The 25,318-nt window shown below is 63.3% G+C and carries 20 protein-coding genes; 8 read left to right on the top strand and 12 right to left on the bottom strand.

The genetic code is table 11. The features are described from left to right. Window positions 1–180 precede the first annotated feature (180 nt). Window positions 181–2,682, top strand: a complete 2,502-nt coding sequence (locus AC57B6_RS18050; protein ID WP_444516504.1) for a penicillin-binding protein 1A — start codon at window positions 181–183, stop codon at window positions 2,680–2,682. Window positions 2,683–3,086: 404 nt separating this feature from the next. Then, on the top strand, window positions 3,087–3,965 hold the full coding sequence (locus AC57B6_RS18045) for a lipid A biosynthesis lauroyl acyltransferase (protein ID WP_028200660.1): 879 nt from the start codon (window positions 3,087–3,089) through the stop codon (window positions 3,963–3,965). 748 nt (window positions 3,966–4,713) lie between these two features. Here the strand turns inward: AC57B6_RS18045 and AC57B6_RS18040 are convergent. Genes AC57B6_RS18040 through AC57B6_RS18030 form a run of 3 tightly spaced genes read right to left on the bottom strand, consistent with a single transcriptional unit; the run spans window position 4,714 to window position 10,539 of the window. Next, window positions 4,714–6,228, bottom strand: coding sequence for an efflux transporter outer membrane subunit (locus tag AC57B6_RS18040; protein WP_474633758.1), 1,515 nt, complete (start codon window positions 6,226–6,228; stop codon window positions 4,714–4,716). A gap of 4 nt (window positions 6,229–6,232) precedes the next feature. Further along, window positions 6,233–9,355: an efflux RND transporter permease subunit gene (locus tag AC57B6_RS18035; protein ID WP_496421815.1), complete on the bottom strand. Its 3,123-nt coding sequence runs from the start codon at window positions 9,353–9,355 to the stop codon at window positions 6,233–6,235. Continuing rightward, window positions 9,352–10,539, bottom strand: coding sequence for an efflux RND transporter periplasmic adaptor subunit (locus tag AC57B6_RS18030; protein WP_496421814.1), 1,188 nt, complete (start codon window positions 10,537–10,539; stop codon window positions 9,352–9,354). Before AC57B6_RS18030 ends, AC57B6_RS18035 begins: the two co-directional genes overlap by 4 nt. A gap of 228 nt (window positions 10,540–10,767) precedes the next feature. Between AC57B6_RS18030 and AC57B6_RS18025 the strand changes: the two genes are divergently transcribed. Next, a complete protein-coding gene (locus AC57B6_RS18025) occupies window positions 10,768–11,385 on the top strand; it encodes a TetR/AcrR family transcriptional regulator (protein ID WP_028196740.1) in 618 nt (205 codons plus the stop codon). A 123-nt stretch (window positions 11,386–11,508) separates the two neighbouring features. On the opposite strand, the gene AC57B6_RS18020 is transcribed toward AC57B6_RS18025, so the two are convergent. Beyond that, the gene (locus AC57B6_RS18020; RefSeq protein WP_028196739.1) at window positions 11,509–11,721 is read right to left on the bottom strand and encodes a hypothetical protein; all 213 of its coding nucleotides are present in this window, start codon (window positions 11,719–11,721) and stop codon (window positions 11,509–11,511) included. A 255-nt stretch (window positions 11,722–11,976) separates the two neighbouring features. Between AC57B6_RS18020 and AC57B6_RS18015 the strand changes: the two genes are divergently transcribed. Continuing rightward, on the top strand, window positions 11,977–13,026 hold the full coding sequence (locus tag AC57B6_RS18015; RefSeq protein ID WP_030103042.1) for a LysR family transcriptional regulator: 1,050 nt from the start codon (window positions 11,977–11,979) through the stop codon (window positions 13,024–13,026). A gap of 61 nt (window positions 13,027–13,087) precedes the next feature. Here the strand turns inward: AC57B6_RS18015 and AC57B6_RS18010 are convergent, their stop codons facing one another. The 8 genes from AC57B6_RS18010 to AC57B6_RS17975 all read right to left on the bottom strand — a co-directional run bounded on the left by AC57B6_RS18010 (window position 13,088) and on the right by AC57B6_RS17975 (window position 20,710). Continuing rightward, window positions 13,088–13,477: a cupin domain-containing protein gene (locus AC57B6_RS18010; RefSeq protein ID WP_046569000.1), complete on the bottom strand. Its 390-nt coding sequence runs from the start codon at window positions 13,475–13,477 to the stop codon at window positions 13,088–13,090. 155 nt (window positions 13,478–13,632) lie between these two features. Beyond that, the gene (locus AC57B6_RS18005) at window positions 13,633–14,553 is read right to left on the bottom strand and encodes an AraC family transcriptional regulator (RefSeq protein WP_496421813.1); all 921 of its coding nucleotides are present in this window, start codon (window positions 14,551–14,553) and stop codon (window positions 13,633–13,635) included. Window positions 14,554–14,570: 17 nt separating this feature from the next. Continuing rightward, a complete protein-coding gene (locus AC57B6_RS18000) occupies window positions 14,571–14,801 on the bottom strand; it encodes a DUF2795 domain-containing protein (protein WP_046569002.1) in 231 nt (76 codons plus the stop codon). 24 nt (window positions 14,802–14,825) lie between these two features. Beyond that, the gene (locus AC57B6_RS17995; protein ID WP_028196734.1) at window positions 14,826–15,074 is read right to left on the bottom strand and encodes a hypothetical protein; all 249 of its coding nucleotides are present in this window, start codon (window positions 15,072–15,074) and stop codon (window positions 14,826–14,828) included. Between the two features lie 352 nt (window positions 15,075–15,426). Then, the gene (locus AC57B6_RS17990; protein ID WP_028196733.1) at window positions 15,427–16,764 is read right to left on the bottom strand and encodes a C45 family autoproteolytic acyltransferase/hydrolase; all 1,338 of its coding nucleotides are present in this window, start codon (window positions 16,762–16,764) and stop codon (window positions 15,427–15,429) included. 123 nt (window positions 16,765–16,887) lie between these two features. Beyond that, window positions 16,888–18,621 carry a ClcB-like voltage-gated chloride channel protein gene (locus AC57B6_RS17985; RefSeq protein ID WP_281663258.1) on the bottom strand — a complete coding sequence of 578 codons (1,734 nt, stop codon included), beginning with the start codon at window positions 18,619–18,621 and terminating at the stop codon, window positions 16,888–16,890. 112 nt (window positions 18,622–18,733) lie between these two features. Next, the gene (locus tag AC57B6_RS17980) at window positions 18,734–19,471 is read right to left on the bottom strand and encodes a glutathione S-transferase (protein WP_496421812.1); all 738 of its coding nucleotides are present in this window, start codon (window positions 19,469–19,471) and stop codon (window positions 18,734–18,736) included. A 144-nt stretch (window positions 19,472–19,615) separates the two neighbouring features. Beyond that, window positions 19,616–20,710: a YeiH family protein gene (locus AC57B6_RS17975; protein ID WP_496421811.1), complete on the bottom strand. Its 1,095-nt coding sequence runs from the start codon at window positions 20,708–20,710 to the stop codon at window positions 19,616–19,618. Window positions 20,711–20,830: 120 nt separating this feature from the next. Between AC57B6_RS17975 and AC57B6_RS17970 the strand changes: the two genes are divergently transcribed. From AC57B6_RS17970 to AC57B6_RS17955, 4 genes are all read left to right on the top strand, one after another. Further along, on the top strand, window positions 20,831–21,751 hold the full coding sequence (locus AC57B6_RS17970) for a LysR family transcriptional regulator (protein WP_252888044.1): 921 nt from the start codon (window positions 20,831–20,833) through the stop codon (window positions 21,749–21,751). A gap of 159 nt (window positions 21,752–21,910) precedes the next feature. After that, a complete protein-coding gene (locus tag AC57B6_RS17965) occupies window positions 21,911–22,684 on the top strand; it encodes a sugar phosphate isomerase/epimerase family protein (protein WP_444516512.1) in 774 nt (257 codons plus the stop codon). A gap of 105 nt (window positions 22,685–22,789) precedes the next feature. Further along, a complete protein-coding gene (locus AC57B6_RS17960) occupies window positions 22,790–23,773 on the top strand; it encodes a sugar kinase (RefSeq protein WP_496421810.1) in 984 nt (327 codons plus the stop codon). Between the two features lie 242 nt (window positions 23,774–24,015). Beyond that, entirely contained in the window at window positions 24,016–25,314 is a 1,299-nt protein-coding gene (locus AC57B6_RS17955) for an MFS transporter (protein WP_046569015.1), read from the top strand. Window positions 25,315–25,318 lie beyond the last annotated feature (4 nt).

Below are 25,318 nucleotides of genomic sequence, written 5' to 3'. Positions count from 1 at the left end.
CGCGAAGGGAATTCTTACAAAAAAACTGTCTTGGACGGCGCTTGATTTCTTTAAAATGCGCTGTTACGTTGCGCCGGACAAGTCCCAGGCGTGCCGTGCGGCCGCCCGGGGGCGTAGGGCCGCGCGGTGTTTTGCGCCTCATGCAGAAAGGCGTTGAGTTGCGCGCCTAACATTCCAGTCATGCCAATCATCAAACGACCGCATTCCTCAAACTCTCCGGCTGGTGAAGACCGGGACGCCTACCACCGCACTCCAGGACGCAACGCTGCTTCGCGCGACGCTGAGGCCGGTCGCCGGTCGCTCGGCGTAACCATCGTCATCGGGTTTTTCGGTCTGCTGGCGACACTCGCCGTGGTGGGCGCGCTGATCGTCGGTTACGCGCTCGTGGTGATGGGGCCGCAACTGCCGTCGCTCGACGCACTGACCGACTATCGGCCGAAAGTGCCGCTGCGGGTGTACACCGCGGACCACGTGCTGATCGGCGAGTTCGGTGAGGAGCGCCGCAGCATCGTGCGCTTCCAGGACATTCCGGACCAGATGAAAAAGGCCGTGCTCGCGATCGAAGACTATCGCTTCTACGAGCACGGCGGCGTCGACTTCGTCGGCATCTTGCGCGCGGGTGTCTCCGACCTGATGCATGGCGGCGCCTCCCAGGGGGCAAGCACGATCACGATGCAGGTGGCGCGCAACTTCTTCCTCTCGAGCGAGAAGACTTACACGCGCAAGATTTACGAAATGATGCTCGCGTACAAGATCGAGCGCGCGATGACCAAGGACCAGATCCTTGAGGTCTACATGAACCAGATTTATCTGGGCGAGCGCTCGTACGGTTTTGCCGCGGCCGCGCGCGTGTATTTCGGTAAGGATCTGAAAGACATCACGCTGGCTGAGGCCGCGATGCTGGCGGGCCTGCCGAAGGCGCCGTCCGCATATAACCCGGTGGTCAATCCGAAGCGCGCGAAGATCCGTCAGGAATACATTCTGAAGCGCATGCTCGAACTGAAATACATCACGCAGGATCAGTACGACCAGGCCGTCAAGGAAGAGATTCATACGCGCAATCCGGGCAACGAATACAGCGTGCATGCCGAGTACATCGCCGAAATGGTGCGCCAGATGATGTACGCGCAGTACAAGGACGAAACCTATACGCGCGGCCTGAACGTCACCACCACGATCGACTCCGCCGACCAGGACGCCGCCTATCGCGCGGTGCGCAAGGGCGTGATGGATTACGAGCGGCGTCACGGCTACCGTGGGCCGGAAGGCTTCGTGCAATTGCCCGCGCCGGGCGACGACCGCGATCAGACGATCGACGATGCGCTCACCGATCACCCCGACAACGGCGAAATCATCGCCGCCGTGGTGACGGACGCGAATCCGAAGCAGGTGAAGGCGCAACTGGTCGACGGCACCGAAGTGACGATCAGCGGCGACGGCCTGCGCTTCGCAGCCGGCGCGCTTTCCGCACGCGCAACGGCCGCCACGAAGATCAGGCCGGGCTCGATTGTGCGCCTCGTCGCCGACGACAAGGGCAACTGGCAAATCACGCAGCTTCCGCAAGTGGAAGGCGCACTGGTCTCGCTCACGCCGCAGGACGGCGCGATTCGCGCGCTGGTGGGCGGCTTCGACTTCAACAAGAACAAGTTCAACCACGTGACGCAGGCGTGGCGCCAACCCGGTTCGAGCTTCAAGCCGTTCATCTATTCGGCGGCGCTCGACAAGGGGCTCGGACCGGCCACGATCATCAACGACGCGCCGCTGTACTTCCCGCCCAGCACGCCGGGTGGCGACGCGTGGGAGCCAAAGGACGACGATCAGCCGGATGGTCCGATGCCGATGCGGCTCGCGCTGCAGAAGTCGAAGAACCTGGTGTCGATCCGCATCCTGTCGTTCATCGGCACCAAGTACGCGCAAGATTTTGTCACGCAGCGGTTTGGTTTCGATGCCGACAAGACTCCGCCGTATCTGCCGATGGCGCTCGGCGCGGGCCTCGTCACGCCGCTGCAATCGGCGGGCGCCTATTCGGTGTTCGCGAACGGTGGCTACCGCATCAATCCGTATCTGATCAGCGAGGTAACGGATGCGCGCGGCGAGCCGCTCTCGAAAGCGCAACCGCTGACCGCCGGCCGCGATGCGCCGCGCACGCTTGAACCGCGTAACGCGTACATCATGAACAGCCTGCTGCATTCGGTGGCCACGGCCGGCACGGGTGCGGGCACCAACGTGCTGCATCGTTCGGACTTGCAGGGCAAGACCGGTACGACCAACGACGCGAAGGACGGCTGGTTCGCCGGTTATCAGCAGTCGCTGGTGGCGGTGGCGTGGATGGGTTACGACCAGCCGAAGAGCCTCGGCAGCCGCGAGTTTGGCGCGCAGCTCGCGTTGCCGATCTGGGTCGAGTACATGCAGCGCGCGTTGCGCGGCGTGCCGCAAAGTGAGCCGGCGCAGCCGGACGGCGTGACCTCCGTCGACGGCGAACTGTTCTATACGGACATGACGCCGGGTAACGGGTTCGTGGCCAGCATCGGCCTCGATTCGGCGAATCCGACCGCCGGCGCGAGCGACGCGGTGGGCGGCGTGGGGCCGGCTGGCATGACACCACCGGCGGTGCCGGTGCCGAGCGTCTCGTCGAATGAAAAGAAACAGATCATGGATCTGTTCGAGACGAACAAGCCTTGAGCTCCTCTGGCGCTTCTTGTCGGGGGGCGGCTGACGGCGTAGCGGGTCTGTGCGGCTTACCCGGAGCCACACAGGCTGATTTTTGAAAGGGCGGGGAATCGCGGCCTGGCGCGGATCAATGGCGCTATACGGGTGAACCCCTCCCGCAGTTTTTGTTCCCGCCTCTGCCAGTGTGTTTTAATCACGCCTGCGGTGTTTTCAGACTGGTCCTATCCGGACGCTCGATTCCCGAGCGGTTTTAGCCTCCAGCACTGCTGTGCCTCGTCGCGAGCGAGGCGTCCATCTTCGAAATTCGTGCCGCGCGAGACCCATTTACGCGTGCACATGCCACTTCGCCCGTGGGTGACCGTCAGGTTGCAGCGGCTGGGGTGATTGTCATCCAGCATCCACCGGGCAGTTGCCTCTTGAAAAGTCGAATACTCATCTGTCTGATGACAGGTCTGCTGCGCGCGTTCGCTCTGCTGCCGTACGGCGTGGTTGCGCGTATCGGAACGGGCATTGGTGCGTTGCTGTACCGGATCCCGAGCGCGCGCCGGCGCGTCGTGCATACCAATCTCAGGCTATGTTTTCCCGACATGAGCGACGAAGCGCGCGAACGCCTCGCGCGGGCGCATTTCTGTCATGTCATCCGTAGTTATGTCGAGCGCGGCCCGCAATGGTTCGGCAATGCGCAGTCGCTGGCGCGTCTTGTCGAAGTGGAGAGCGCGATCGATCTCACTGACATGCAGGGCAAGCCGACGATTTTTGTCGGTTTCCATTTTGTCGGGATCGAGGCCGGTTGCATGATGTATTCGACGCGGCATCCGGTTGCGTCGCTGTATACGCCAATGTCGAATCTCCTGCTCGACGCGATGGCCAAGCGGCAGCGGGGGCGTTTTGGCACGGAGATGATTCCGCGCAGCGATAGTGTGCGGCGTGCCCTGCGCGTGTTGCGGGAGGGCAAGCCCGTCATGCTGGCCGCCGATATGGATTTTGGGCTGCGGGATTCGGTGTTTGTGCCGTTTTTTGGTGTGCCGGCTTGTACGCTCACGTCCGTTTCGCGGATGGCGCGGGCCGGGAATGCGAGGGTGGTGCCGTTTGTTACTGAAGTCTTGCCCGGCTATCGCGGGTATAAGCTGACTATCTTCGACGCGCTAAGTGACTTTCCTTCGGATGATGTTTCGGTTGATGCACGGCGGATTACTGAGTTTCTTGAGACGCAGGTGCGTCGGATTCCTGATCAGTATTATTGGGTGCATAAGCGGTTTAAGAATCGGCCTGTTGGGGAGGCAGGGGTTTATTAGCGCGGGGCGCTGGGTTGTTGGTTTTTTTGTTTTTGGCCTTTCCTTGCTCTGTTAGTGGTCTATTAGCGTTGCCCCTGTGCGGGGCGGCACCTACTTTTCTTTGCCTGCCGCAAAGAAAAGTAGGCAAAAGAAAGCGGCTTTACACCGCCAGCTCATAAGCGGGTCCCCCGCGCAGCCACGGTAGTGGTGCATCTGGAATCTGTGTCCTCGCACACTCCGCCTTGGTGACAAGGCAGTCATACCTCCGGCGGCGCTGCGCGCGCCGATGCGCTTGTTCAAAACCAATCTCCGCTCTCCACGGATTCCGGAATGTCTGCGCCTGATTTCGTTGCGCACTCAAGCACTTATCCCGGATGTCCAGGCGTTATCAACAAGCCTTTCAACAAAATCTGTGGATAAGGCCTTGCCCCACAAAAAGCCCCTCCGTGTGAGACGGGTGACCGATCAGCCCTGCATCTGGTCGCGCCTTGGGCGACAAACCGATTTGCATCAAGCACTTAAGCGGGTAGCCCCATAGTTATCAACAGCCCTGTCAACATAAATTGGGGATAACGTTGCAGCATGTTGAGGCCTCCCAACGGCCTTCGTCGCTAGCAAATGGCTTATTTCGCAGCCCCTGGTTCATTCCGCACCGCAATCAGAAAACCCCGCGCGCTCAAGGTGTTAGCCCGCTTGTCAGAAAGTTTTCAACAGCCTCATCAACATAAACTGGGGATAAGTCCGCTGGCGTCAGTACGGAATCCCAGGTTTAATTGGAAACATCCGCGTTCGTTGCAGGAACTGCCGGGACAGCCGCCGCGGCAGAGGGAGCCGATTCGACCGGCGGATTGCCCATCGCCTGGAACAAAGCCGCCGTGTCCGTCAGCCGCGCACTGGTGTAGCGGATCTCATCAAGCTGCGCGTTGCGGAATTGCTGTTCGCTCGAACGCGTCGAGGCGATCGGCAACGCTCCCAGCCGGTAACGTCCGGATGTTTCGTCGAAAATTCCTTGCGCGGAGCGCGCGGCAATGTTCGCCGCGTCGAGGGCCTGCGTGTCGTGCTGTAGCGCTGCAAGCGTGTCGGCCACATTCTGGAAGGCGCTCAGCACGGTCTGCTTATATTGCGAGACCGTGGCGTCGTACGTGTCGATCGCCGCGCGGCGCTGGGCGAATAGGGCGCCCCCATGAAACAGCGGTTGCGACAATGACGCGCCAATGCTCCAGATCGCCCCGGCGCCGGATAAGGCCACCGGCCAGCTAAAGCCGCCTTGCCCCATCGATGCACTCAGCGAAAGACTGGGGAACATCTGCGCCGTCGCGACCCCGACGTCGGCCGCGGCAGCCTTCAGGGCGGCGTCCGCAGCCTGAATGTCCGGCCGGCTGCGCAGCAGCTCGGAGGGCACCACGACCGGTACCTGTTCGGGCACGTGCAGTTGTGCAAGGTCAAGGTCGGCCGGCGCCGCGTCCGGCGTGCGGCCGAGCAGCACCGCGAGAGCATGGCGTGTCGTCAGCCATTGCTGCTTCAAACCCGGCAAGCTTGCCGACAGGCTCGCCGCGCTTTGTTGCGCGCTCAACTGATCGGCGTGCGACACCGCGCCCAATGCGTAGCGCCGTTGCGTGTCGCGTGCCTGGTCGTTGGCGAGCGTCACGAGCCGCTCGGTCGTGTCGATCTGCGCACGCAACGCCGCACTCGTGATCGCCGCCGTCACAATGTTGGCGGCCAGCGCGCGGCGCGCGGCATCGAACTGATAGGCCTGCACATTCACGCGAGCCGCGAGCGCGGCATCGGCAAGACGCGCCGCGCCGAACAGGTCGAACGTGTAGTGCGCCTGCAGTTGACCGACGAAGACGTTGTAGAGGAACGTGTTCGGACCGACTTCGGGAATCGCCAGCGCGCGATTGCGGGTGGCCTGTCCGCCCGCGTCGATAGTCGGCAGCATCGAACTGCCGATCTGGGCGCGCAGTTGCTCACGCGCGGCGGCGAGGCTCTTGTCGGTCGCGGCAAGCGTCGGGCTGTTACGCAAGCCTTCGTCGACCAGGGCGTTTAGCCCCTCCGATTGATACAGCTTCCACCATTCGGGCACAGGTTTCGCGCCGACCACGAATTGCTGGGTGACGCCCTGTGCGGGCACGGTTTGCGTCGGCTGTGCTTCGGCGCCGTAGTGGGCCGGCTGCGGCATTGCGGGCGGCTCGCCGTTCGGCCCGAATGAGCAGGCGGCGAGGGCCAGCGCGGCGCCGCTCAGAAGCGTGAGGCGCAAGTGTCGAGGAAGTGCGAAGTTAGCCATGATCTCAGTTCCCCGTATGCGTCGCGCCAGAGGGCGCCGGCGGCTCGCGCTCGTCGCTGCGCACCCTGAACGACATGGCGTACAGGGCCGGCAGATAGAACAGCGTAAGGATGGTCGCGCTCGTAATGCCGCCCATCAGCGCAGTGGCCATCGGGCCGAAGAAGTTGGAGCGCAACAGCGGAATCAGCGCGAGCACGGCGGCTGCCGCGGTAAGCGTAATCGGCCGGAAACGTCGCACGGTCGCGCCGACGATCGCGTCGAAGCGCTTGTGTCCCGCTGCAATATCCTGCTCGATCTGATCGACCAGAATCACCGAGTTGCGCATGATGATGCCGAACATCGCGATCACCCCGAGCATCGCGACGAAGCCGAATGGCTGACCGAACAGCAGCAGCGTAGCGACCACGCCGATCAGACCGAGCGGTGCGGTCAGCACGACCATCAACACACGCGCGAAACTTTGCAACTGGATCATCAGGAGCGTCAGCACGGCGATGATCATGATCGGCATCTGCGCATTGATCGATGTTTGCCCCTTGCCGCTTTCCTCGACCGAGCCGCCGATTTCGATCCGGTAGCCAACCGGCAGCGTGGCGCGAATCGGGCCCAGTGCCTTATCGACCGCGTGGGTGACGTCGATCCCTTGCGCGCCCGGAGCGACGTCGGACTGCACGGTGATGGTGGGTTGCCGGTCGCGCTCCCAGATCACCCCGTATTCGAGGTCGTTGCGCAGATGACCGAGTGTGCCGAGCGGCACGGGGCCGTTTGGCGTCGGCATGGCCAGCGTGACGAGCTTCGACGGGTCGACGCGTTCCGCTTTGGGCGCGCGCAGATCGACGCTGATCAGCTTGTCGCGCTCGCGATACTGCGTAACGGTGTAGCCGGAGAGCGTCATGGCGAGGAAGCTCGAGATGTCTTCCGAGCTCACGCCGAGCTCACGGGCCTTCTTCTGATCGACCTCGAAGCGCACCGAGCGCTCGGCAGGCTCGTCCCAGTCGAACTGGACGTTACGGGTGCCGCGATCGGCGCGCAGGGTTGCGGCAACGCGTTCGGCGATCGAGCGTACCGTGGCGATATCGTCGCCGCTCACGCGGAATTGCACCGGATAGCCGACCGGCGGCCCGTTCTCGAGGCGCGACAGGCGGGTGCGGATTGCCGGAAAGTTATTGCGCAATTCCGGTTCGAGCCACTGTGCGAGCTTCTCGCGATCCTTCACGGATTTCGCCGTGATCACGAACTGCGCGAAATTCGGCTGCGGCAATTGCTGATCGAGCGGCAGATAGAAACGCGGCGCGCCGGTGCCGACGAAGTCCACCGTATGATCGATTTCCGGACGGCCCACCAGCGTTTTCTCCAGACGCTGCGCCTGGCGCAACGTTGCTTCGAAAGACGCGCCTTCCGGCAAGCGCACGTCCACCAGCAACTCGGGACGGTCGGAACTCGGGAAGAACTGCTGCGGCACCAGCGTGAAGCCTGCCATTGCCAGAACGAACAGCATGACGGTAATGGCCAGCACGACGAAGCGCCGCTCGATGCACCAGCCGATCCAGCCACGCAAGCGCGTATAGAAGCGCGTATCGTAGATGTCGTGCTCATGATCCTCGGCTTCGTGCGCCTCACGCTTGCGTTCCGGCAGCATGTGATAGCCGAGTAGCGGAATCAGCACCACGGCCGCGAGCCATGACGCGATCAGTGCGATCGCCGACACCTCGAAAATCGAACGGGTGTATTCACCGGTGCTCGACTTTGCCAACGCGATCGGCAGGAAACCGGATACGGTCACGAGCGTCCCGGTCAGCATCGGAAAGGCGGTGCTGGTGTACGCAAACGCGGCGGCGCGCGTGCGGGTCCAGCCTTGCTCGAGTTTCACCGACATCATCTCGACCGCGATGATCGCGTCGTCCACCAATAGCCCCAAAGCAAGCACCAGCGTGCCCAGCGACACCTTGTGCAGCCCGATGTCGAACAGATACATGCACAGCGCCGTGACGGCCAGCACGACCGGTATCGAGATCACGACCACCATGCCGGTGCGCACGCCCAACGACAGCAGGCTGACCACCAGCACGATCGCAATCGCCTCGGCAACGGCTTCGAGAAAATCGTCGACGGAATGGGCCACCGCGTTCGGCATGCTCGACACTTCGACCAGATGCAAACCGGCGGGCAGGTAGCCGCGCAGATTGCCCATCTGCTGGTCGAGCGCTTTGCCCAGACGGATCACGTCGCCGCCCGGCTGCATCGTGATGCCGATGCCGAGCACCGCCTTGCCGCCCGAGCGCATTTGCGTGGCGACCGGATCGTCGTAACCGCGCTTGATGGTCGCGATGTCGCCGAGACGGAACGAGCGGTTGTTGATGCGGATCAGCGTGTCGGCGAGCGCATTGACGTCCTTGAACTGGCCGCTGGGGCGCACGAACACGCGGTCGTCGGTGGTGGTCAGCGTGCCCGCCGGCGAGACGCTGTTTTGCGAATTGATCGCCTGACCCAGTTGCTGCGGCGAGATGCCGAGGCGCGTGAGTTGCGTGTTGGTTATCTCGATGTAGATGTGCTGATCCGGATCGCCGAAGTAGTCGACTTTGCCGACACCCGGCACGCGCAGCAGCACCGTGCGCAACTGGTCGGCGTAATCGTGCAGTTGCGCGGCGGAAAAGCCGTCGCCTTCGAGGGTATAGATGTTGGTGTAGACGTCGCCGAATTCGTCGTTGAAGAACGGACCTTGAATGCCGGGTGGCAAGGTCGCCGCGATATCGCCGACTTTCTTGCGCACCTGATACCAGGTTTCGGGCACGTCCTTGACCGGCGCCGAGTCTTTCATCGAGAAAAACATTAGCGATTCACCGGGGCGCGAGTAACTGCGCACGAAATCGATGGCGGGTGTTTCCTGCAATTTCCGGCCGATGCGGTCGGTGACCTGTTCCTGAACCTGGCGCGCGGTCGCGCCGGGCCAGAAGGTGCGGATCACCATCACGCGGAACGTGAAGGGCGGGTCTTCGGATTGGGCGAGACGGGTATAGGCGAGAACGCCGAACGCGGTCGCGAGCGCGATCAGGAAGACAACTAGCGCCTGGTGGCGCAGCGCCCATGCGGACAGGTTGAAGCGTCCTTCTTCATGCGGGGTGCTCATGAAGCGAAGTCCTCGGGATGCAATGGCGGAATCACGTGGACTTTTTCGCCGGCGGTCACGGTATGCACGCCTTGCAGGACGACGCGTTCGCCTTCCTTGAGGCCCTGGCCGATCACGATGGTGCGTTCGTTATAGCGGGTGACCGTCACGCGGCGCAGTTCCAGCGTACCGACGCCTGACGTACCGTCACCCGATGCGTTAGCCGCGGGACGCACGACCCACACGGCCGGCTGCGTGCCGTCGTGGAACAGGGCGGTGGCAGCGACGGTAAAGGAAGTGTTCGGGGTTGCGGCTGCCTGCGAAGACGAAGGCGCAGCGAGCGCGACGTCGGCGGTCATGCCGAGGCGCACGTCCGGGCCGGGATTCTCGAGCGTGAGCTTGGCGCGGTAGGTCCGGCTTTGCGGATCGGCGGCGGGCGACAGTTCGCGCACGCGCGCGGTAAAGCTGCGGCCCGGCAGCGCGGCCAGCGTGATCCTCGCGATTTGCCCGATCGAGAGCGCGGCTAGCGCGCTTTCCGGCACGTCGCAGACCACGTCGATGTCGCCGCTCCATGCGAGGTTGTAGACGGCCTGGCCCGCGGACACGTTCTGCCCGGTGTCGGCCTGTTCGGCGGTGATCACGCCGGCGTGATCGGCAATGAGCGTGGTGTATTGCAACTGATCTTTCGACAACGCCGCCTGTTGCGCGGCCTGGTCGCGCTGTGCGGCGGCAGACGCGTAGGCATTGGTGGTCTGTTCAAGCTGGGCGGGCGCAATCAGGTTTTCTTTCGCCTGGGCCTGGTCGCGATCGAGTTGCTGCCTTGCATACACAAGGCTGTGTTGAGCGGCTTCCAGTTGGGCTTGCGCGCTGGCCGCATTCTTCTGCGCATCCGCGGGATCGAGCCGGGCGAGGATTTGCCCGTTCTTGACCACGTCGCCCAAACGAACGCGCCGCTCGATGATTTTGCCGCCGACGCGAAACGACAGCGGGGTGGAGTAGCGCGCCTGCACTTCGCCAGGCAGCGATGCAGCAGTCATCGCGCTGCCGTCCGTATGTACCGCGACGGCGACCACGGGGCGGGGCACAGGCGCGGCTGCCTCTTTCTTCGAGCACGCGGCGAGCGTGACGATACCGGCGAGCGCGAGCGCGAATGCCGCGCGGCCCAAAGGCGCGGGACGGGCAGGCCGATGGAACTGCTGGCGCATCGCAGGCGATGCGGGAAGACCGGGACGCTTCACAATTACCCCAACTGGAGACAGCGAACGAACACGGCAAGCCGCAGCGGCCCGCCAGCGAAGACGCGCGGCCCGGAGCATGTGAATCATGCAACTGGCATACGCATCTGACTTCGAATGGATGAGTGCATTCTAATACACACCTGTATTTGAATGTTGAGGTGAATTGGAATTCTTTTCGGTGCTAGACTTGCGACCATGAAACGGCAACGACTTACTCGCGAGCAGAGCAAAGACCAGACGCGCCAGCGTCTGCTCGACGCTGGGCAGGCGATTTTTATGAAGAAAGGCTTTGTCGCGGCGAGTGTCGAAGACATCGCCGGGGCGGCGGGTTATACACGCGGTGCGTTCTATTCGAACTTCCGCAGCAAGAACGAGTTGTTCCTCGAACTACTGCGGCGCGACCACGAGGTCATGCAGGCGGGTTTGCATGCCATCTTTGAGGAGGCGGCCTCGCGCGAGGAGATGGAAGCGCGCGTGTTGCGCTACTACAGCAGCCTGCATCGCGAGAACAAGTGCTTCCTTATGTGGGTGGAGGCGAAGCTGCTCGCCGTGCGCGACGGCCGCTTCCGGATACGTTTTAACGCGTTCATGCACGAGAAACTCGAACAATTGAGCGCGTACATTCGCGAATTCTCGGCGCGAGTCGGCACGCCGCTACCGCTGCCGGCGGAGACGCTGGCGATGGGCCTGATGGGATTGTGCGACGGCGTGCAATTCTTCTACACGGTCGATCCGCAGAATGTGTCGGCGGAGGTGGCCGAAACGGTGCTGGCGGGATTTTTCGCGCGCGTGGTGTTTGGGCGCGACGCTTAAGTGACGCTTAAGCGTCGCTTAATCAGCGTTTGATCGGCGCCTGATCGACGGTCAATCGGCGCTGGGTCGACACCTGATTAGTCCGACGAATGCCAGACCAGAAGTATCCGAAGTATCGGCGAATCAGCTCGCCGGCAACTGCGCGCAGGCGTCCGCAACCGGCGTGGCGCAGACGAACGAATACTGCCCGCTGTAGCGCAGGACTTCTTCACCGACGTGCAGGACGACCTGGATCTGCGGGCACCGCTCGTAGGCGATGAACGCCGAACAAGCCGCTGCCGACCAGCAAACCAGTGAAAACGCGATTTTTTCGAGAAGCTGAAAACGATGTGGCATAGCGATAAATTCCTTTCGGCCGCTATGTTACCAGCATCTAAGGGTTTATACCTAGCTTATCTCCAGAATAAGCCTCGCCATAGTGTCGCGAGCGCCTCGGAAACCTGACCGAATTGTCATCTTCGGGTCAGGGTTGGGACATGCTCCGATCGATACAATCGAATCGTTGGGCAAATCCGCGCGCGCCTTGTCGTGCGGGTCGACACAGGCGCCATCATTGCGCCGGCCCCGCGCTACCGAGGCAGGAGTCGTCTCATGAATCAATTGCAGTCGATGCGCGTATTCGTCAAGGTCGCTGACCTCGGCAGTTTCGTCGGCGCGGCTGGCGCGCTGGATCTTTCCACCGCCGTCGTCACGCGCCATGTCGCGGATCTGGAAGCGCGTCTCGGCACGCGGCTGCTCAATCGCACGACGCGCCGTCTCTCGCTGACCGAGTCCGGCAGGACCTATCTGGAGCGTGTGCGCCCCATTCTCGACGACCTCGAAGGCGTCGAGCAGATGGTGGTGGCGCGCAATCACGAACCGGTCGGAACCTTGCGCATCGTCGCGCCGGTGGTGTTCGGGCTGCATAGCCTCGCGCCGGTGGTGCAGTCGTACGCGCAGCGTTATCCGGATGTGGTGCCCGACGTGACGCTGGCGGATCGCAACGTCGATCTGGTGGACGAGGGCTTCGATGTCGGGATCATGGTGGCGCGGCAGATGCGCAGCGCGAGCATCGTCACACGGCGTCTGACGACGGGTTACATGACGGTCTGCGCGACGCCCGCTTATCTCGAGCAGCACGGCACACCGGTGCACCCGGAGGATCTGTTGACACACCCTTGTCTGAGCCGGCCTGCCGAGCAGGGCGGTGACGAGAAGGTATTTACCGGACCGCAGGGCGAAGTGCGGGTCAGGCCCACCAACGCGATTGCTGCGAACAACACCGAGATGCTGCGGCAGTTCGCGCTGCTCGGTATGGGCGTGGCGATTTTGCCGAGCTATCTGATTGGCCGGGATCTGGCGTCGGGGCGTCTGGTGCCGTTGCTCGGCGATTACCGGCTGCCGCAAATCGAAATCACGATCGCGTACCCCAGCCGCCTTCATTTGCCGGCTAAAGTACGCACGTTTATCGACCACCTGGTCGCGCATTTCCAGCAGACCGACGAGCACACACGCGATCCGCGCGCCGCGCTGCCGCGGCGTGTCGTGAGCAGCTCGCCGGTCTATGCCGATGACCTGCCGGTGTCAGCCCTGCCAGGCGATACGGCCCGGCCGAAGCGCCCGACTTCGCGCGGGGGAATCGCGGCGGCGTCATCGCTTTGACGCGCGATCGGCACGGGGCGCCTGAAGCACGCCTACTCGCGGCGGGGGGGCGCCTGTCTGGTTAGATCCACACGTCGTTCGCCGCCGTGCGTTCGTTGCTTTCCTCACCGGTGTTCTTCACGCCGCGTGGCTCGATCAGCAGCAGCTTGACCTCGCGCTCGGCGTACGGTTTGTGCTCGGTGCCTTTGGGCACCACGAACATTTCTCCCGCCGAAAGCAGTACGGATCCATCGCGCATGTCGATGCGCAACTGTCCGTCGACCACGATAAACGTTTCGTCCGTGTCGGCATGCTCGTGCCAGATAAAGTCGCCTTCGATGCGCACCAGCTTGAACTGGTAATCGTTCATTTCCGCGACGACACGCGGTTGCCATTGGTCGTCGATGAGCTGCAGCTTTTCAGCAAAATTGATGGCGCGGTGAGGCGATTGAATCGTTGGATGACTGGACATCGAGGTGTTCCTCCTGAACGGTAGGTGTCAGACAGGAGCGTAGGGCGGGCGGCGCTATCGGGTCTTGTACGTTTGTGCGCGCGGTTGCGGCGCGGAGGGAGCGGCACCGCGCCGCCGCCGAACACCCTACGCCTCGATGTCGCTCGAACGCCGTCTTAACGCGTTGCGCGCGCCGAAGGTCCCAGCATCCTGAGCCAATGTGCCGGCGCCACGCCCCATGCGCGCTTGAAGTGCCGGGTCATATGGCTCTGGTCGGTAAAGCCGGCCGCCGCCGCTGCAGCGGCCAGCGGTACGCCCTGAACCGCCAGCCGGCGCACTAGATCGAGGCGGCGCATGCTCAGATAACGGTGCGGACTCGTGCCGAACAGGGCGCGAAAATCTCGCGACAAACTCCAGCGGTCACGGCCAGCAGCAGCCGCCAGTTCGTCGAGCGTCACTGCGTTGTCGAGCGAGCCGAGCATATATTCGCGCGCCCGCTCCGCCGCGCGGTAATCCACCGGCCGGCGCGTGGGCGCCGCACCGGCCACGGCGTCGAGCGCGATCGCCAGATCGTAGAGCGCATCGTCCTGTTCGAGCGAATCGATGGCGCAATCCGTGGCGCGCAGCAGGCTTTCGGTCGCAGCAAAGAGACGCGGGTCCCGCGACAAGCCGCCTTTGACGAACGGCAGAGGCTTGCCGCCGAGCGCCTGCTGGAACAGCGCCGGGTCGACGTAGATCATCCGGTAATGAAAACCGTCGCCCGTGCCAGCCTGGCCGTCGTGCGGCTCGTCGGGATGCAGGACCATCGTGCCGCCCGGCAGGCTGTTGCACGTGCTGCCGCGGTAGTGAAAGCTCTGCACGCCCGCGAGCGTGCGGCCTATCGCATAGGTATCGTGCCGGTGCATCGCATAACCGGCGTGATGGAAGAAGGCTTCGATTCGCTCGATGCCGTTCGTGTCGCCCGAATGCGGCGAGCGATAGATCCAGTCGGCGGAGGGTTTTGGCGTGGACTGCGGGTCGGACTTTGGGTTACCCGGAGCGGACGCAAGCGATCCGGCCAAATCAGGCGAATCAGGTGAGTCTGGCGAACCAGGCATTGCGACCTGCCTTCCGCTCATGCTCCCAAACCCGGTCCAAAGTTGCCGCCGATCAGGCGCGTGACCGACGTCACGTCGGCATAATCCTGTTCGGGCAAACCGTCGAGCATCGACAGCACTTCGTTGCTCGCGCCGGCTTCGCGCGCGGCGTCGACCAGCGCGTCCTTGTAAGTCGGGAAACGGACTTCGCGCAGAACGTCGGCGATCTGCAGATCAATCGATTCGTCTGGAATAGCCGATGCGGTCATGCAGATGCTCCCAAGGGGCTGTTTTCAGGTTTGCAAATGTTCGTTCTGGCCCGAGAAGCTGCGCTCGAGATGCCGCGACTTGGGCAGCGCGATGAATTGCCATTGTTGCGGACGATTGTCGTCAGCAACATCCGGCGCCGGCGGCGCGACGGGTGCGGCGTCGGCGCGTTCGGCAAGGGTATTGGCGGACGTGCCGTCGGGCGCGGTGTGAACCGGCGCGGCGAAGCACGAAGCTGACAGCGTCACCATGGTCAACAGCGTCGAGGTTTTCATCGCCCGACCTCCTAAGCTCATGCGGCGCTAACGGTGAAGCACGCGCCGTGCCGTCCCCGCGTCGAAAGGAGGGCACAACCCATACGTGGCTCTGCATCATGCGAGCGGCATGCACCTACCATCTTAGATGGCAAACGGCTGCGGCGCGCGCGCAAAATAGACAAAACCGAATTGTAGATTTCACATGATGGCAGGAAAAAGGCAGCGTCGTCGCGAACGACCGTTTCGCGCCTATGTTGCGCTGCAATAAATCGCAAGCGGGCGGCACCTAGGTCGCAGTCAGGTCACAAGCAAGTCAAAAACAGGCAACACGCAGGCGGCAAGCGGCCGCCAGCCAACAAGCGCGCCCCGTCTAGCGCAGCACCTCGAAGCGGGTCCACGGCCACGACGGCCGGTCGCGCATGTAACCGTTGAGCCAGTTCCACTGCGGATGGCGCTTCATGAACGCCTGGGCGTCGAACGGCCGCCCGCACGGATGTCCCCAGCGCGCGGTGAAGGCCATTGCACGCGCCATGTCGCTGTCGACCACTTTGCCGTCGTTGGCGCCCCACGGATTGAACGGCCCGTGGTCGGTGCCGCCGAAGCGCGCGTCGTCCAGTTCCAGATGCCCGCAGATGGTGCGCGAGCAGGGGTTGTCGTTGCGATCGAGATAGACGTCGTGGTGATCGGCGATCATCTCTTTCGCGAGTTCGGCGTCGATCTTGCCGTGATGCATTTCTTCGAGCTGCATGAAGCGCAGGCGGCGCGCGCCGTTCTTGCGTACGTCCGTATAGTCTTCGCCTTCGCCGATGCATTCCTGGTTGCGGATCTTCAGATCGGTCGCGGTGTTGTAGCCGCTATAGAAGCCGTTTTTCGTGCTCTCGAAACCGGAATAGTGCAGTCCCAGTTCGTAGCGCGCGATCTCGCCGGTCTTTGTGTCGCCGAGCAGCCAACTGTTCGCATAGCCGCCGTTATTGGCGACCGCGAACATCTCGCACCATTCGCCGATGTCGTTGGCATATTGCGACGCGCGCCGCGAGCGGTAGAACTCCGGCGCGCCGGCCGCGTTGTAGCCGACGAAGTTGGAGATGGTGGTTTCAGTGACCATCAGGCCGGCCTGGGTGACCCAGAAATCCGTGAGGCTGGAGATGCAGCCCGGCAAGCCCTGCATCAGGATGCGGTTGCCGCGATCCGGCACGATGTCGAACACAACATTGAATGCGTCGCCCGCGGCGTAGCGGTCCCACGAGTTATGCGCCATGACGATGCGCCCGTCGCGGGTGGCATTGCCGGTGGCGATGAACGCGCTGCAGTGATGGCCACGGCGTCCGCGCCACGGCTTCACGCCGAGCTGCGGCTGCTGGGCCGCCGCATGGCTCGGCCACCAGCTTTGCAGCAGATCCATGTAGCCGTTCCAGGCCAGCACTTCGGCGAACGGCAATTTGGCGCCGTCGGCGATGCCCTGGATTTCGTCGGCGAATTCGGTGTCGAGTTTGTTGGCGAACTGGGATACGGCGGCCTCGACGAAGGTATCGAAATCTTCGCCGGTGTCCCATTTCGCCAGGTAGCGGGCGGTGCGGATCGCGTTCTGGATTTCGGTGGCGAGCAACTGGCCGTGCTGCTCACCGCGATCGTACGGCTCGCCTTCGATATGCAGAAAAATCCAGCCGGACTGATCACGGCGTACGGCGTCGAGGGACGGTTCGCTCATCTTCGCTCCGATCGAAGGGCGGGCGTTCAGGCGCCCGTCTTGGCGTAACGCGCACTGCGTGCAAAGCGCGGCAGCGGTTTCCCCATTGTAGAGAATCCGCTGTGCTTTGCACGGACGCGCAGCCTAGCGTGTCGGATTCATACGGAAGTACGCATCGAGCAGCGAGGTCTTGTACACCACCCCCGCCAGCTTCGGATCCGCGGTGCTTTCGACCACCGGCAAGCGTTCCCCCTGGAACGCCATGAAGTGCTGCAACGCGACGCCGAGCGGCATATCCGGCGTCAGCACGTCGAAATGCGGCTGCAGATAATCCGCAGCGGTTTTCGCGGCGGTGTCGCTTTTGTCGAGCAGATCGGAGGTGATGTCCTTGAGCGCGACCACGCCCAGAAACGCGCCGGATTCGTTGGCGACATACAGATACTTCACCGGATATTCGAGGAACACGCGCGTCATGTCTTGCACGCTCGCGTTCGGCGGCACGACGGTTTCGGCGGGCCGGATCAGCTCGCGCATCTGGGTCGCGCGCAGACGCGTGCGCTCCAGTTCCTCCTGATTGCGGCGCAGCGTGATTTCGTACATCGACGTTTTGCCGATCGCGCGCGACACGAAGTACGCGACCACGCATGACAGCATCAGCGGCAGCACCACCTGATAGCTGAGCGTCATTTCGAAGATCATCAGGATCGCCATCAGCGGCGCCTGCGTGGCGCCGGCCAGAAACGCGCCCATGCCGACCATCGCGTAAGCGAATGGCGCCGACGTACTATGCGGCCACAACGCGTGCATGCCGAGGCCGAACAGCGAGCCGACCACCGCGCCGACGAACAGCGTCGGCGTGAAGACCCCGCCGATCGCGCCCGAACCCACGGTCGCCGAGGTCGCGACGATCTTGAACACCAGCACGAGGACGAGCGCGGACCACGTCCACGGCGAGTGCAGAATGGAATTGACGACGCTATAGCCGTTGCCCCATACCTCAGGCGTCCACACGGACAGAACGCCGACGACCAGACCGCCCAACGCCAGCCGGATGGGCAGCGGCACGGGCAGTTTGCGGAAGTTGGCTTTCGAGAAGTCCATCAGCCGCAGAAACTGTGGCGCGGCTGCTCCGCACAGCAGCCCAAGCCCGACGAACAACAGCACTTCGGCGCCCGCCACCGGCGGAAACACCGGCATTTCGTAGGGCGGCTTGTAGCTGGTGAACTCGCGCATGGTGATATTGGCGACCACCGCCGAGACCACCACCGGGCCGAAGCTTTCCATCACGATCGAGCCGAGCACGATTTCCGTGACGAAAAACGCGCCGGCAATCGGCGCGCTGTACGCGGCGGTAATCCCCGCCGCCGCGCCGCAGGCGACGAGCAGGCGCAGGCGTGGCGGATCGAAATGCACCCAGCGGCCGATCAGCGACGCGGCCAGCGCCGCCAGTTGCACCATCGGCCCTTCGCGGCCGATCGAGCCGCCGCTCGAAATCGTGAACAGCGACGACACGCTGCGCCAGAAGCTCAACTTGACCGGCACCACGCCGTCACCGATCGCGACGGCTTCCATGTAGTCGATGTGATTGCACTTGTCGACGTGACGTTGCGCGACCAGCAGAAAGAAGCCGGCGATCAGGCCGCCTGCGGCGGGCAGCCATATGCGCACAGTCCATGGCAGGCTGCGCGCCATTTCGACGAAACTGCCCGACTTGCCGACCGTCGCGAGTTGCAGCAGCGCGATGCCCTCGCGAAAGGCAATCGTCGCGAACGCGCCCGCCACGCCGACCACCACCGACCAGACCAGCATCGTATGGGCGTCGGACAGACGGAACAGGGTCTGGGCGCGGGTGCGCAGCTTCAGCAGGAATGAAAGCACGTCGGCGGGAAAGGGTGTGATGGGTGGATGGAATGCGCGTACGGTAACAGCATTGCGCCCGCTGGCGGAAGCGGGCGCAATGTGCCGGGTTCGCGACGGCGCGTGGCGTGGCTCAAGCCGCCGCCTTGTCGAGTTCCGGGTAGTGCCGGAAGATGCAGGCTTCGTTATGCGCGATGCGCCGTTCGGACTGCAGATAAGCGGCGATGTTCGGCCGCTCGATCACGGCGTCGTGCAACGCCGCGAGGCGCGGATAGTGTTCGCCGAACCGCTTGAGCGCGCGCGGAAACGCGTACAGCAGGCCGTCGATCAGTTGGAACATCGACAGGTCCACATAAGTGAGCGCGTCGCCCACCATGAACGTGTCGCCGGCCGGGTTCTGTTTCAGCACGCGCTCGAAGTACTTCATGAACTTCGGAATCCGGTTGTCGATGAAGTCATGCGCGCGCACTTTGGCGGCGTCTTTCTGGTCTTCGTAATACAACGCGCTGGCGAGCGGATGATGCGTGTCGTGCGCTTCGGTCACCATGTCGGCGATCGTCAGTTGCAGGCCGTTGGCGACGTAGCGCAAGCTCTCGTCTGACGGCGCGAGCCCGAGCCTCGGGCCAAGGTAGAACAGGATGTTCGCGGTCTGCGCGATCACCAGATCGCCGTCTTTCAGAAACGGCGGCGCGAACGGCGGATAGGGTTCGTTCTTACTCTTCATGATCGCCATCATCGCGTTTGTGCCGAGGCCGTCCGACGGTTCGCCACGCGCCACTTCCACATAGTCCGCGCCGGCTTCTTCCAGTGCCAGCCGCACGAATTCTCCGCGGCCTTGCAGGCCGTCCCAGTAGTAAAGTTCCAGGCTCATCGATCAGTCCTCATTCCAGTTGCATGAACGGGTTGCATACGCTGACAGCGTCCGCAACCAGTATGCCGCGCATGCGTGACGGATGGTTCGCCTGAACGCACAAAACCCCGCACGCGGCGGGGTTGGCGAGGAGGCGAGGGCAGTCTAGCCGAGCAGGTGCTGGACGGCCCATGTAATACCCAATCCGCCGGCAATCAACCACACGTACAGGATGAAGCCGGTGGTCAAAGCGCGCGGGCCTGCCTGGCGGATCTGCGCAATGCGGGTTTCGATACCGAGCGCGGTCATGGCCATGGTGAGCGCGAAGGTGTCGAGCATGTTCAGTGTGCCGGTCGCGCTTTCGGGCAGCACGTGCAGCGAATTGATCACGACGAAAGCCAGGAAGCCGAGCGCGAACCAGGGAATCGCCATCTTGCGCGGCGCATGTTGCTTGCCGTCTGTAGCCGTTCCGGTGGCAGCCGCGTGGCGTGCCGGGCGGTTCACCGACATGCCGATCACCAGCAGAACCGGCACCAGCAGCATCACGCGGGTCATCTTGACGATGGTCGCGATATGGGTTGCCTCCGGGCTCACATTGCTGGCCGCGCCGACCACCTGCGCCACTTCGTGAATCGTGCCGCCGAAGAACAGGCCCGCGCCAACCGTGTCGAGATGCAACCAGCCCGCCTTGAACAGCACCGGGTACAGGAACATCGAGAGCGTGCCGAACAACACCACGCTGCCCACGGCCATCGCGCTCTTGTGCGGCTTGGATTGCAGTGTCGACTCGAATGCGAGCACGGCAGCCGCACCGCAGATCGCGCTGCCCGCAGCCGTGAGCAGTGCCGTGTCGCGGTCGAGTTTCATGATCTTCATGCCGGCCCACGTGCCGATCGCCAACGTACTGACGACGACCAGCACCGATTCGGCGAGGCCCGGCAAGCCGACCTGAGCGATTTCCTGCAGGCTGACGCGCAAGCCGAAAAACGCCACGGCGATGCGCAGGAGTTTGCGCGCCGAGAAGTTGACCCCGGCCGCCCAGCTTTCAGGCATGCCGTCGCGCAGTGCGTTGCCGTAAATCGCGCCCGCCACAATGCCGACGATCAGCGGGCTCAAACCCAGCCCGGCAATGGCCGGGATCGCCGCAATGCGGGTGACGGCGGCGGCAAACAGGGCCACGAAGAGAATGCCGTTGAGCTGGCCGCGGGTGGAGGACGATCCGGCGGGTGTCGCAGCAGCGGTGAGATGAGCGGTGGACATGGCGTAATGCCTTCCTATGACTGTTCTGATTCGATAGCTGCAATCCTAAATTAGATATATCGATATGAAAAATCGTGATTTAGAATGTAAAGTATCAGTTGTGCGGATACTTTGACGATCATGACCCCGGATCAACTTATAACGTTTGCCGCCGTTGCGGAACATCGCAATATCAGTCGGGCGGCGGTGGCGCTGCATTTATCGCAGCCGGCCGTGTCCGGACAACTGCGACAGCTACAGGACGAATTCGGCGAGCCGCTTTACTTGCGCGATGGGCGCGGCGTGCGTCTCACGCCGGCGGGCGAGCAACTCGCCAGCTATGCGACCCGGCTACGCGATACGTGGCGGCAGGCGCATGCGTATCGCGACGCGCTGCGCGGCCTCGAGCAGGGCACCTTGCGGATCGGCGCCAGCACCACGCCGGCGAGCTACCTGCTGCCTTATCTGATCGCGGACTTTCATCGCCGCTATCCCGACGTGACGCTGCATACCGCCGACGGCAACACCACCGAAATCGTCAGCGCGCTCGGTTCGGTGGATATCGCGATGATCGAGGGGCCGGTCGGCGAGGATTTGCCGCCGGACACCGCGGTGCATGCGTGGCTCGAAGACGAGATCGTCGCGATCATGCCGCGCACGCATCCGCTGGCGGAGGCGATCGGTTCTCGTATGGCCGACGGCGCGGGCATCGACGGCGGGCGGGCGGAGCTGGCGGCATTCGGCCCTCATCCGCTGGTGTTGCGCGAAGCCGGGTCGGGCGTGCGGCAGATCGTCGAGCGCGCCTTTGCCAGAGCCGGCGTGCCGATGCGCGTGGCGCTGGAGATTGCCGGGGTCGAGGGCGTCAAGGAAGCCGTGCGCGCGGGGATGGGGATCGGTTTCGTCTCGGCGATGTCGATGCGGCATGAGGACGGCGCGTTGTGCCGGTTCTCGCTGGGTCCCGAGCCGCTGGCGCGGCGCCTGTCGATCCTCGTGCCTCATGCGAGCGCCCCGTCGCGCGTGGTTGAGCAGTTCCTCGCCCTGTGCCTCGCGGATGGCGCCTGATCTACCTGGCCTGGGGATTTCCACTATGGTGCATGACGGCGCCTCCGGCGCACTATTCGGGCATCGCAAGCGCCTCGGCGCTTTTTTTCGAAACGCATTTGGAACCGGTTCCAAATGCCGATCGAAGGCTGATATGACATAGATTTGAGTAAATTCGACATGACTGATGCAGTTGACGTGGTGATTGTCGCAAGTGCCTTCGGGATGGACGCGGTCCGTAAGGACGGTCATCTGAAGTGGGCCGAAGTGAGCAGACAGGCGGGCGCGGCGGCCTTCGAAGTGCGCCGCGAACTGTTCGCGAACGAAGCCGACGCTGCTCCGCAAGCATTGAGCGCGCTGGGCAAAGCGATTACCGAACTCGGTTTGTGGTCGGTGTATTCGACCCCGGCGTCGCTGTACACGTCAGATGGACGGCTCGACACCGGCGCGCTGCTTCTCGCGCTCGACGAAGCCACGGCGTTCGGCGCGCGCTTCGTGAAGCTGCAACTCGGTGGCTTCGCTTCGGAGGCTCATGCCGCGGAGATTGCCGGGTATCTGCGCGGCGCGAATGTGCGGCTCGTCGTCGAGAACGGTCAGTTGGCCGAGGGCGGCTCGCTCGCGCAATTCATTGGCCTGTTCGACGCGCTCGCGCGTGAAGGCCACGCCGGGAGTTTCGGCATGACCTTCGACGTCGGTAACTGGGCATGGCGCGATGTCGCGCCGCTCGATGCCGCGGGCCCGCTGGCCGCCCACGTCGAATACATCCATTGCAAGACGGCGGTGGGTGAGGGCGCACGGCGCTTTCCCGCCGCGCCTGCGGCCGGCGACACGCAGTTCGCCGCGGTGCTCGACAAGCTGCCGCGCCACGTGCCGCGCGGCATTGAGTTTCCGTTCGATGCGAACCGTATCGATGCGGACGCTGCGCACTATGTCGCGTGGCTGGCTGCCGCGTAAGCGGTGCGCAGGACCTGAGAGAAGCGTGGTAGCGAAAACACGGCAGCAAGCGGGCAGCAGACGGGCAGCAAACGGGCAGCAAGCGGCAACACGCAGGAGCGAAGCATGAGCAACACAAGCGCAGCACTCGACGTCATCACCTACGGTGAAGCGATGGCCATGTTCGTGGCCGCCGAAACCGGCGCACTTGCCGGCGTCGGGCTATTCACCAAGCGCGTCGCGGGCGCCGATCTGAATGTGGCGATCGGCCTGTCGCGACTGGGTTTCAAGGTGGGCTGGATGAGCCGCGTCGGCAACGATTCATTCGGCCAGTACGTGCGCGACACGCTGACGAAAGAAGGCATCGACCAGCGCTGCGTCACCACCGACGAGCGCTACCCGACCGGTTTCCAGTTGAAGTCGAAAAACGACGACGGCAGCGATCCGACGGTCGAGTATTTCCGCAAAGGGTCGGCGGCGAGTCACCTGTCATTGGCCGACTACGCGGCCGATTATGTGCTGTCGGCGCGTCACCTTCACCTGACGGGCGTGGCGCCGGCTATTTCGGCGAGTTCGTGCGAACTGGCTTTCCATCTGGCGCGAGAAATGCGTGCAGCAGGTAAGACGATCTCGTTCGACCCGAATCTGCGTCCGACGCTGTGGCCCTCGCGCGCCGCGATGGTCGAAGGGTTGAATGCGCTTGCCGCGCTGGCCGACTGGGTATTGCCCGGCATCGGCGAAGGAGAAATCCTGACCGGCTATACGCAAGCGGAAGACATTGCAAAGTTTTATCTCGATCAGGGCGCGCGTGGCGTGATCATCAAGCTCGGCGCCGAGGGCGCGTACTTTCGCACCGCCGACGATGCCGCCGTGATCGCCGGCCAGCCGGTCGCGAAGGTCGTGGACACGGTGGGCGCGGGCGATGGTTTCGCGGTCGGCGTGGTCAGCGCGCTGCTTGAAGGCAAGGCGCTGCCGCAAGCGGTCGCGCGCGGCAACCGGATCGGCGCGCTGGCGATCCAGGTGATCGGCGATTCGGAAGGACTGCCGAGCCGCGCCGAACTGGACGCGCTCGAACTGGCCGACGCGACCAGCGTCGCCAGTGCGGCGTGAGCGCGGGGGAGCCGGGAGCGTGTCGCATCTGGCGCATCCCGAGCTGTCCGGTAATAGCCGGCTCGATAACAGCAAGAGCGCTTAAGAGCGCCCATGACCGTCCGTCATTGCTTCGGGAAGCCGTAAGCAACTAACTGCATGGGACCAGAGTAAGCGCTAAAGCGCTAACTCTGGTCGACCGCAACTGCATGGGACCAGAGTAAGCGCTAAAGCGCTAACTCTGGTCGACAAAGGAGACTTCCATGACCTCATCATCGCTTGCGATTCGCCGTTGGTGGACGATCATGCCGATCGTATTCATCACGTACAGCCTGGCCTACCTCGACCGCGCGAACTTCGGTTTCGCGTCGGCCGCCGGCATCAACCAGGATCTCGGCATTAGCAAAGGACTCTCGTCGCTGATCGGCGCGTTGTTCTTTCTCGGTTATTTCTTCTTTCAGATTCCCGGCGCGATTTACGCGGAACGCCGCAGCGTCAAAAAGCTCGTGTTCTGGAGTCTGGTCCTGTGGGGCGGATGCGCGGCATTGACCGGCATGGTCAGCAATATCCCCTCGCTGATGGTGATCCGCTTCGTGCTCGGCGTGGTCGAAGCCGCGGTGATGCCGGCAATGCTGATTTTCATCAGCAACTGGTTCACGAAGAGCGAGCGCTCGCGGGCCAACACCTTCCTGATTCTCGGCAATCCGGTGACAGTGCTGTGGATGTCGGTGGTATCGGGCTATCTGGTGCACTCGTTCGGCTGGCGCCATATGTTCATCGCCGAAGGCGCACCCGCGATTATCTGGGCGGTGTGCTGGTGGTTCATCGTGCAGGACAAGCCGCAGCAGGTCTCGTGGCTCACGCAGCAGCAAAAGGACGACCTCGCCGAAACCTTGCGCGCCGAACAGGCCGCCATCAAACCGGTGCGCAATTACAGCGAAGCATTTCGCACGCCCGCGGTCATCAAGCTGTGCGCACAGTATTTTTGCTGGAGCATCGGCGTGTACGGTTTCGTGCTGTGGCTGCCGTCGATCCTGAAGAACGGTTCGACGCTCGGCATGGTCGAAACCGGCTGGCTCTCGGCGCTGCCGTATCTGGCGGCCACGATCGCGATGCTTGCGGCTTCGTGGGCATCGGATAAACTCAACCGCCGCAAAGTGTTCGTGTGGCCGTTCCTGCTGGTCGGCGCGATTGCGTTCGCCGCGTCGTATGCGCTCGGCTCCACGCACTTCTGGATTTCGTATGCGCTGCTGGTGATCGCCGGCGGTGCGATGTATGCGCCGTACGGGCCGTTCTTCGCGATCGTGCCGGAGTTGCTGCCGAAGAACGTTGCGGGCGGCGCGATGGCGCTGATCAACAGCATGGGTGCGCTCGGTTCGTTCGTCGGCTCATACGTGGTCGGCTATCTGAATGGCGCGACCGGTTCGCCCGCGGCGTCGTATGCGTTCATGAGCGTGGCCTTGATTGCCGCGGTGATTCTGACGTTGATCGTCAAGCCGCAGCCGCAGGCACAGCCACTGAATCAGACCGGCAAGCTCGCTACACCGTTGCAAGGAAAATAGGCAG

Source organism: Paraburkholderia sp. BGA-UO-ETr-F12 (assembly GCF_059567945.1).
This window is presented reverse-complemented; position numbering and strand designations above follow the sequence as displayed.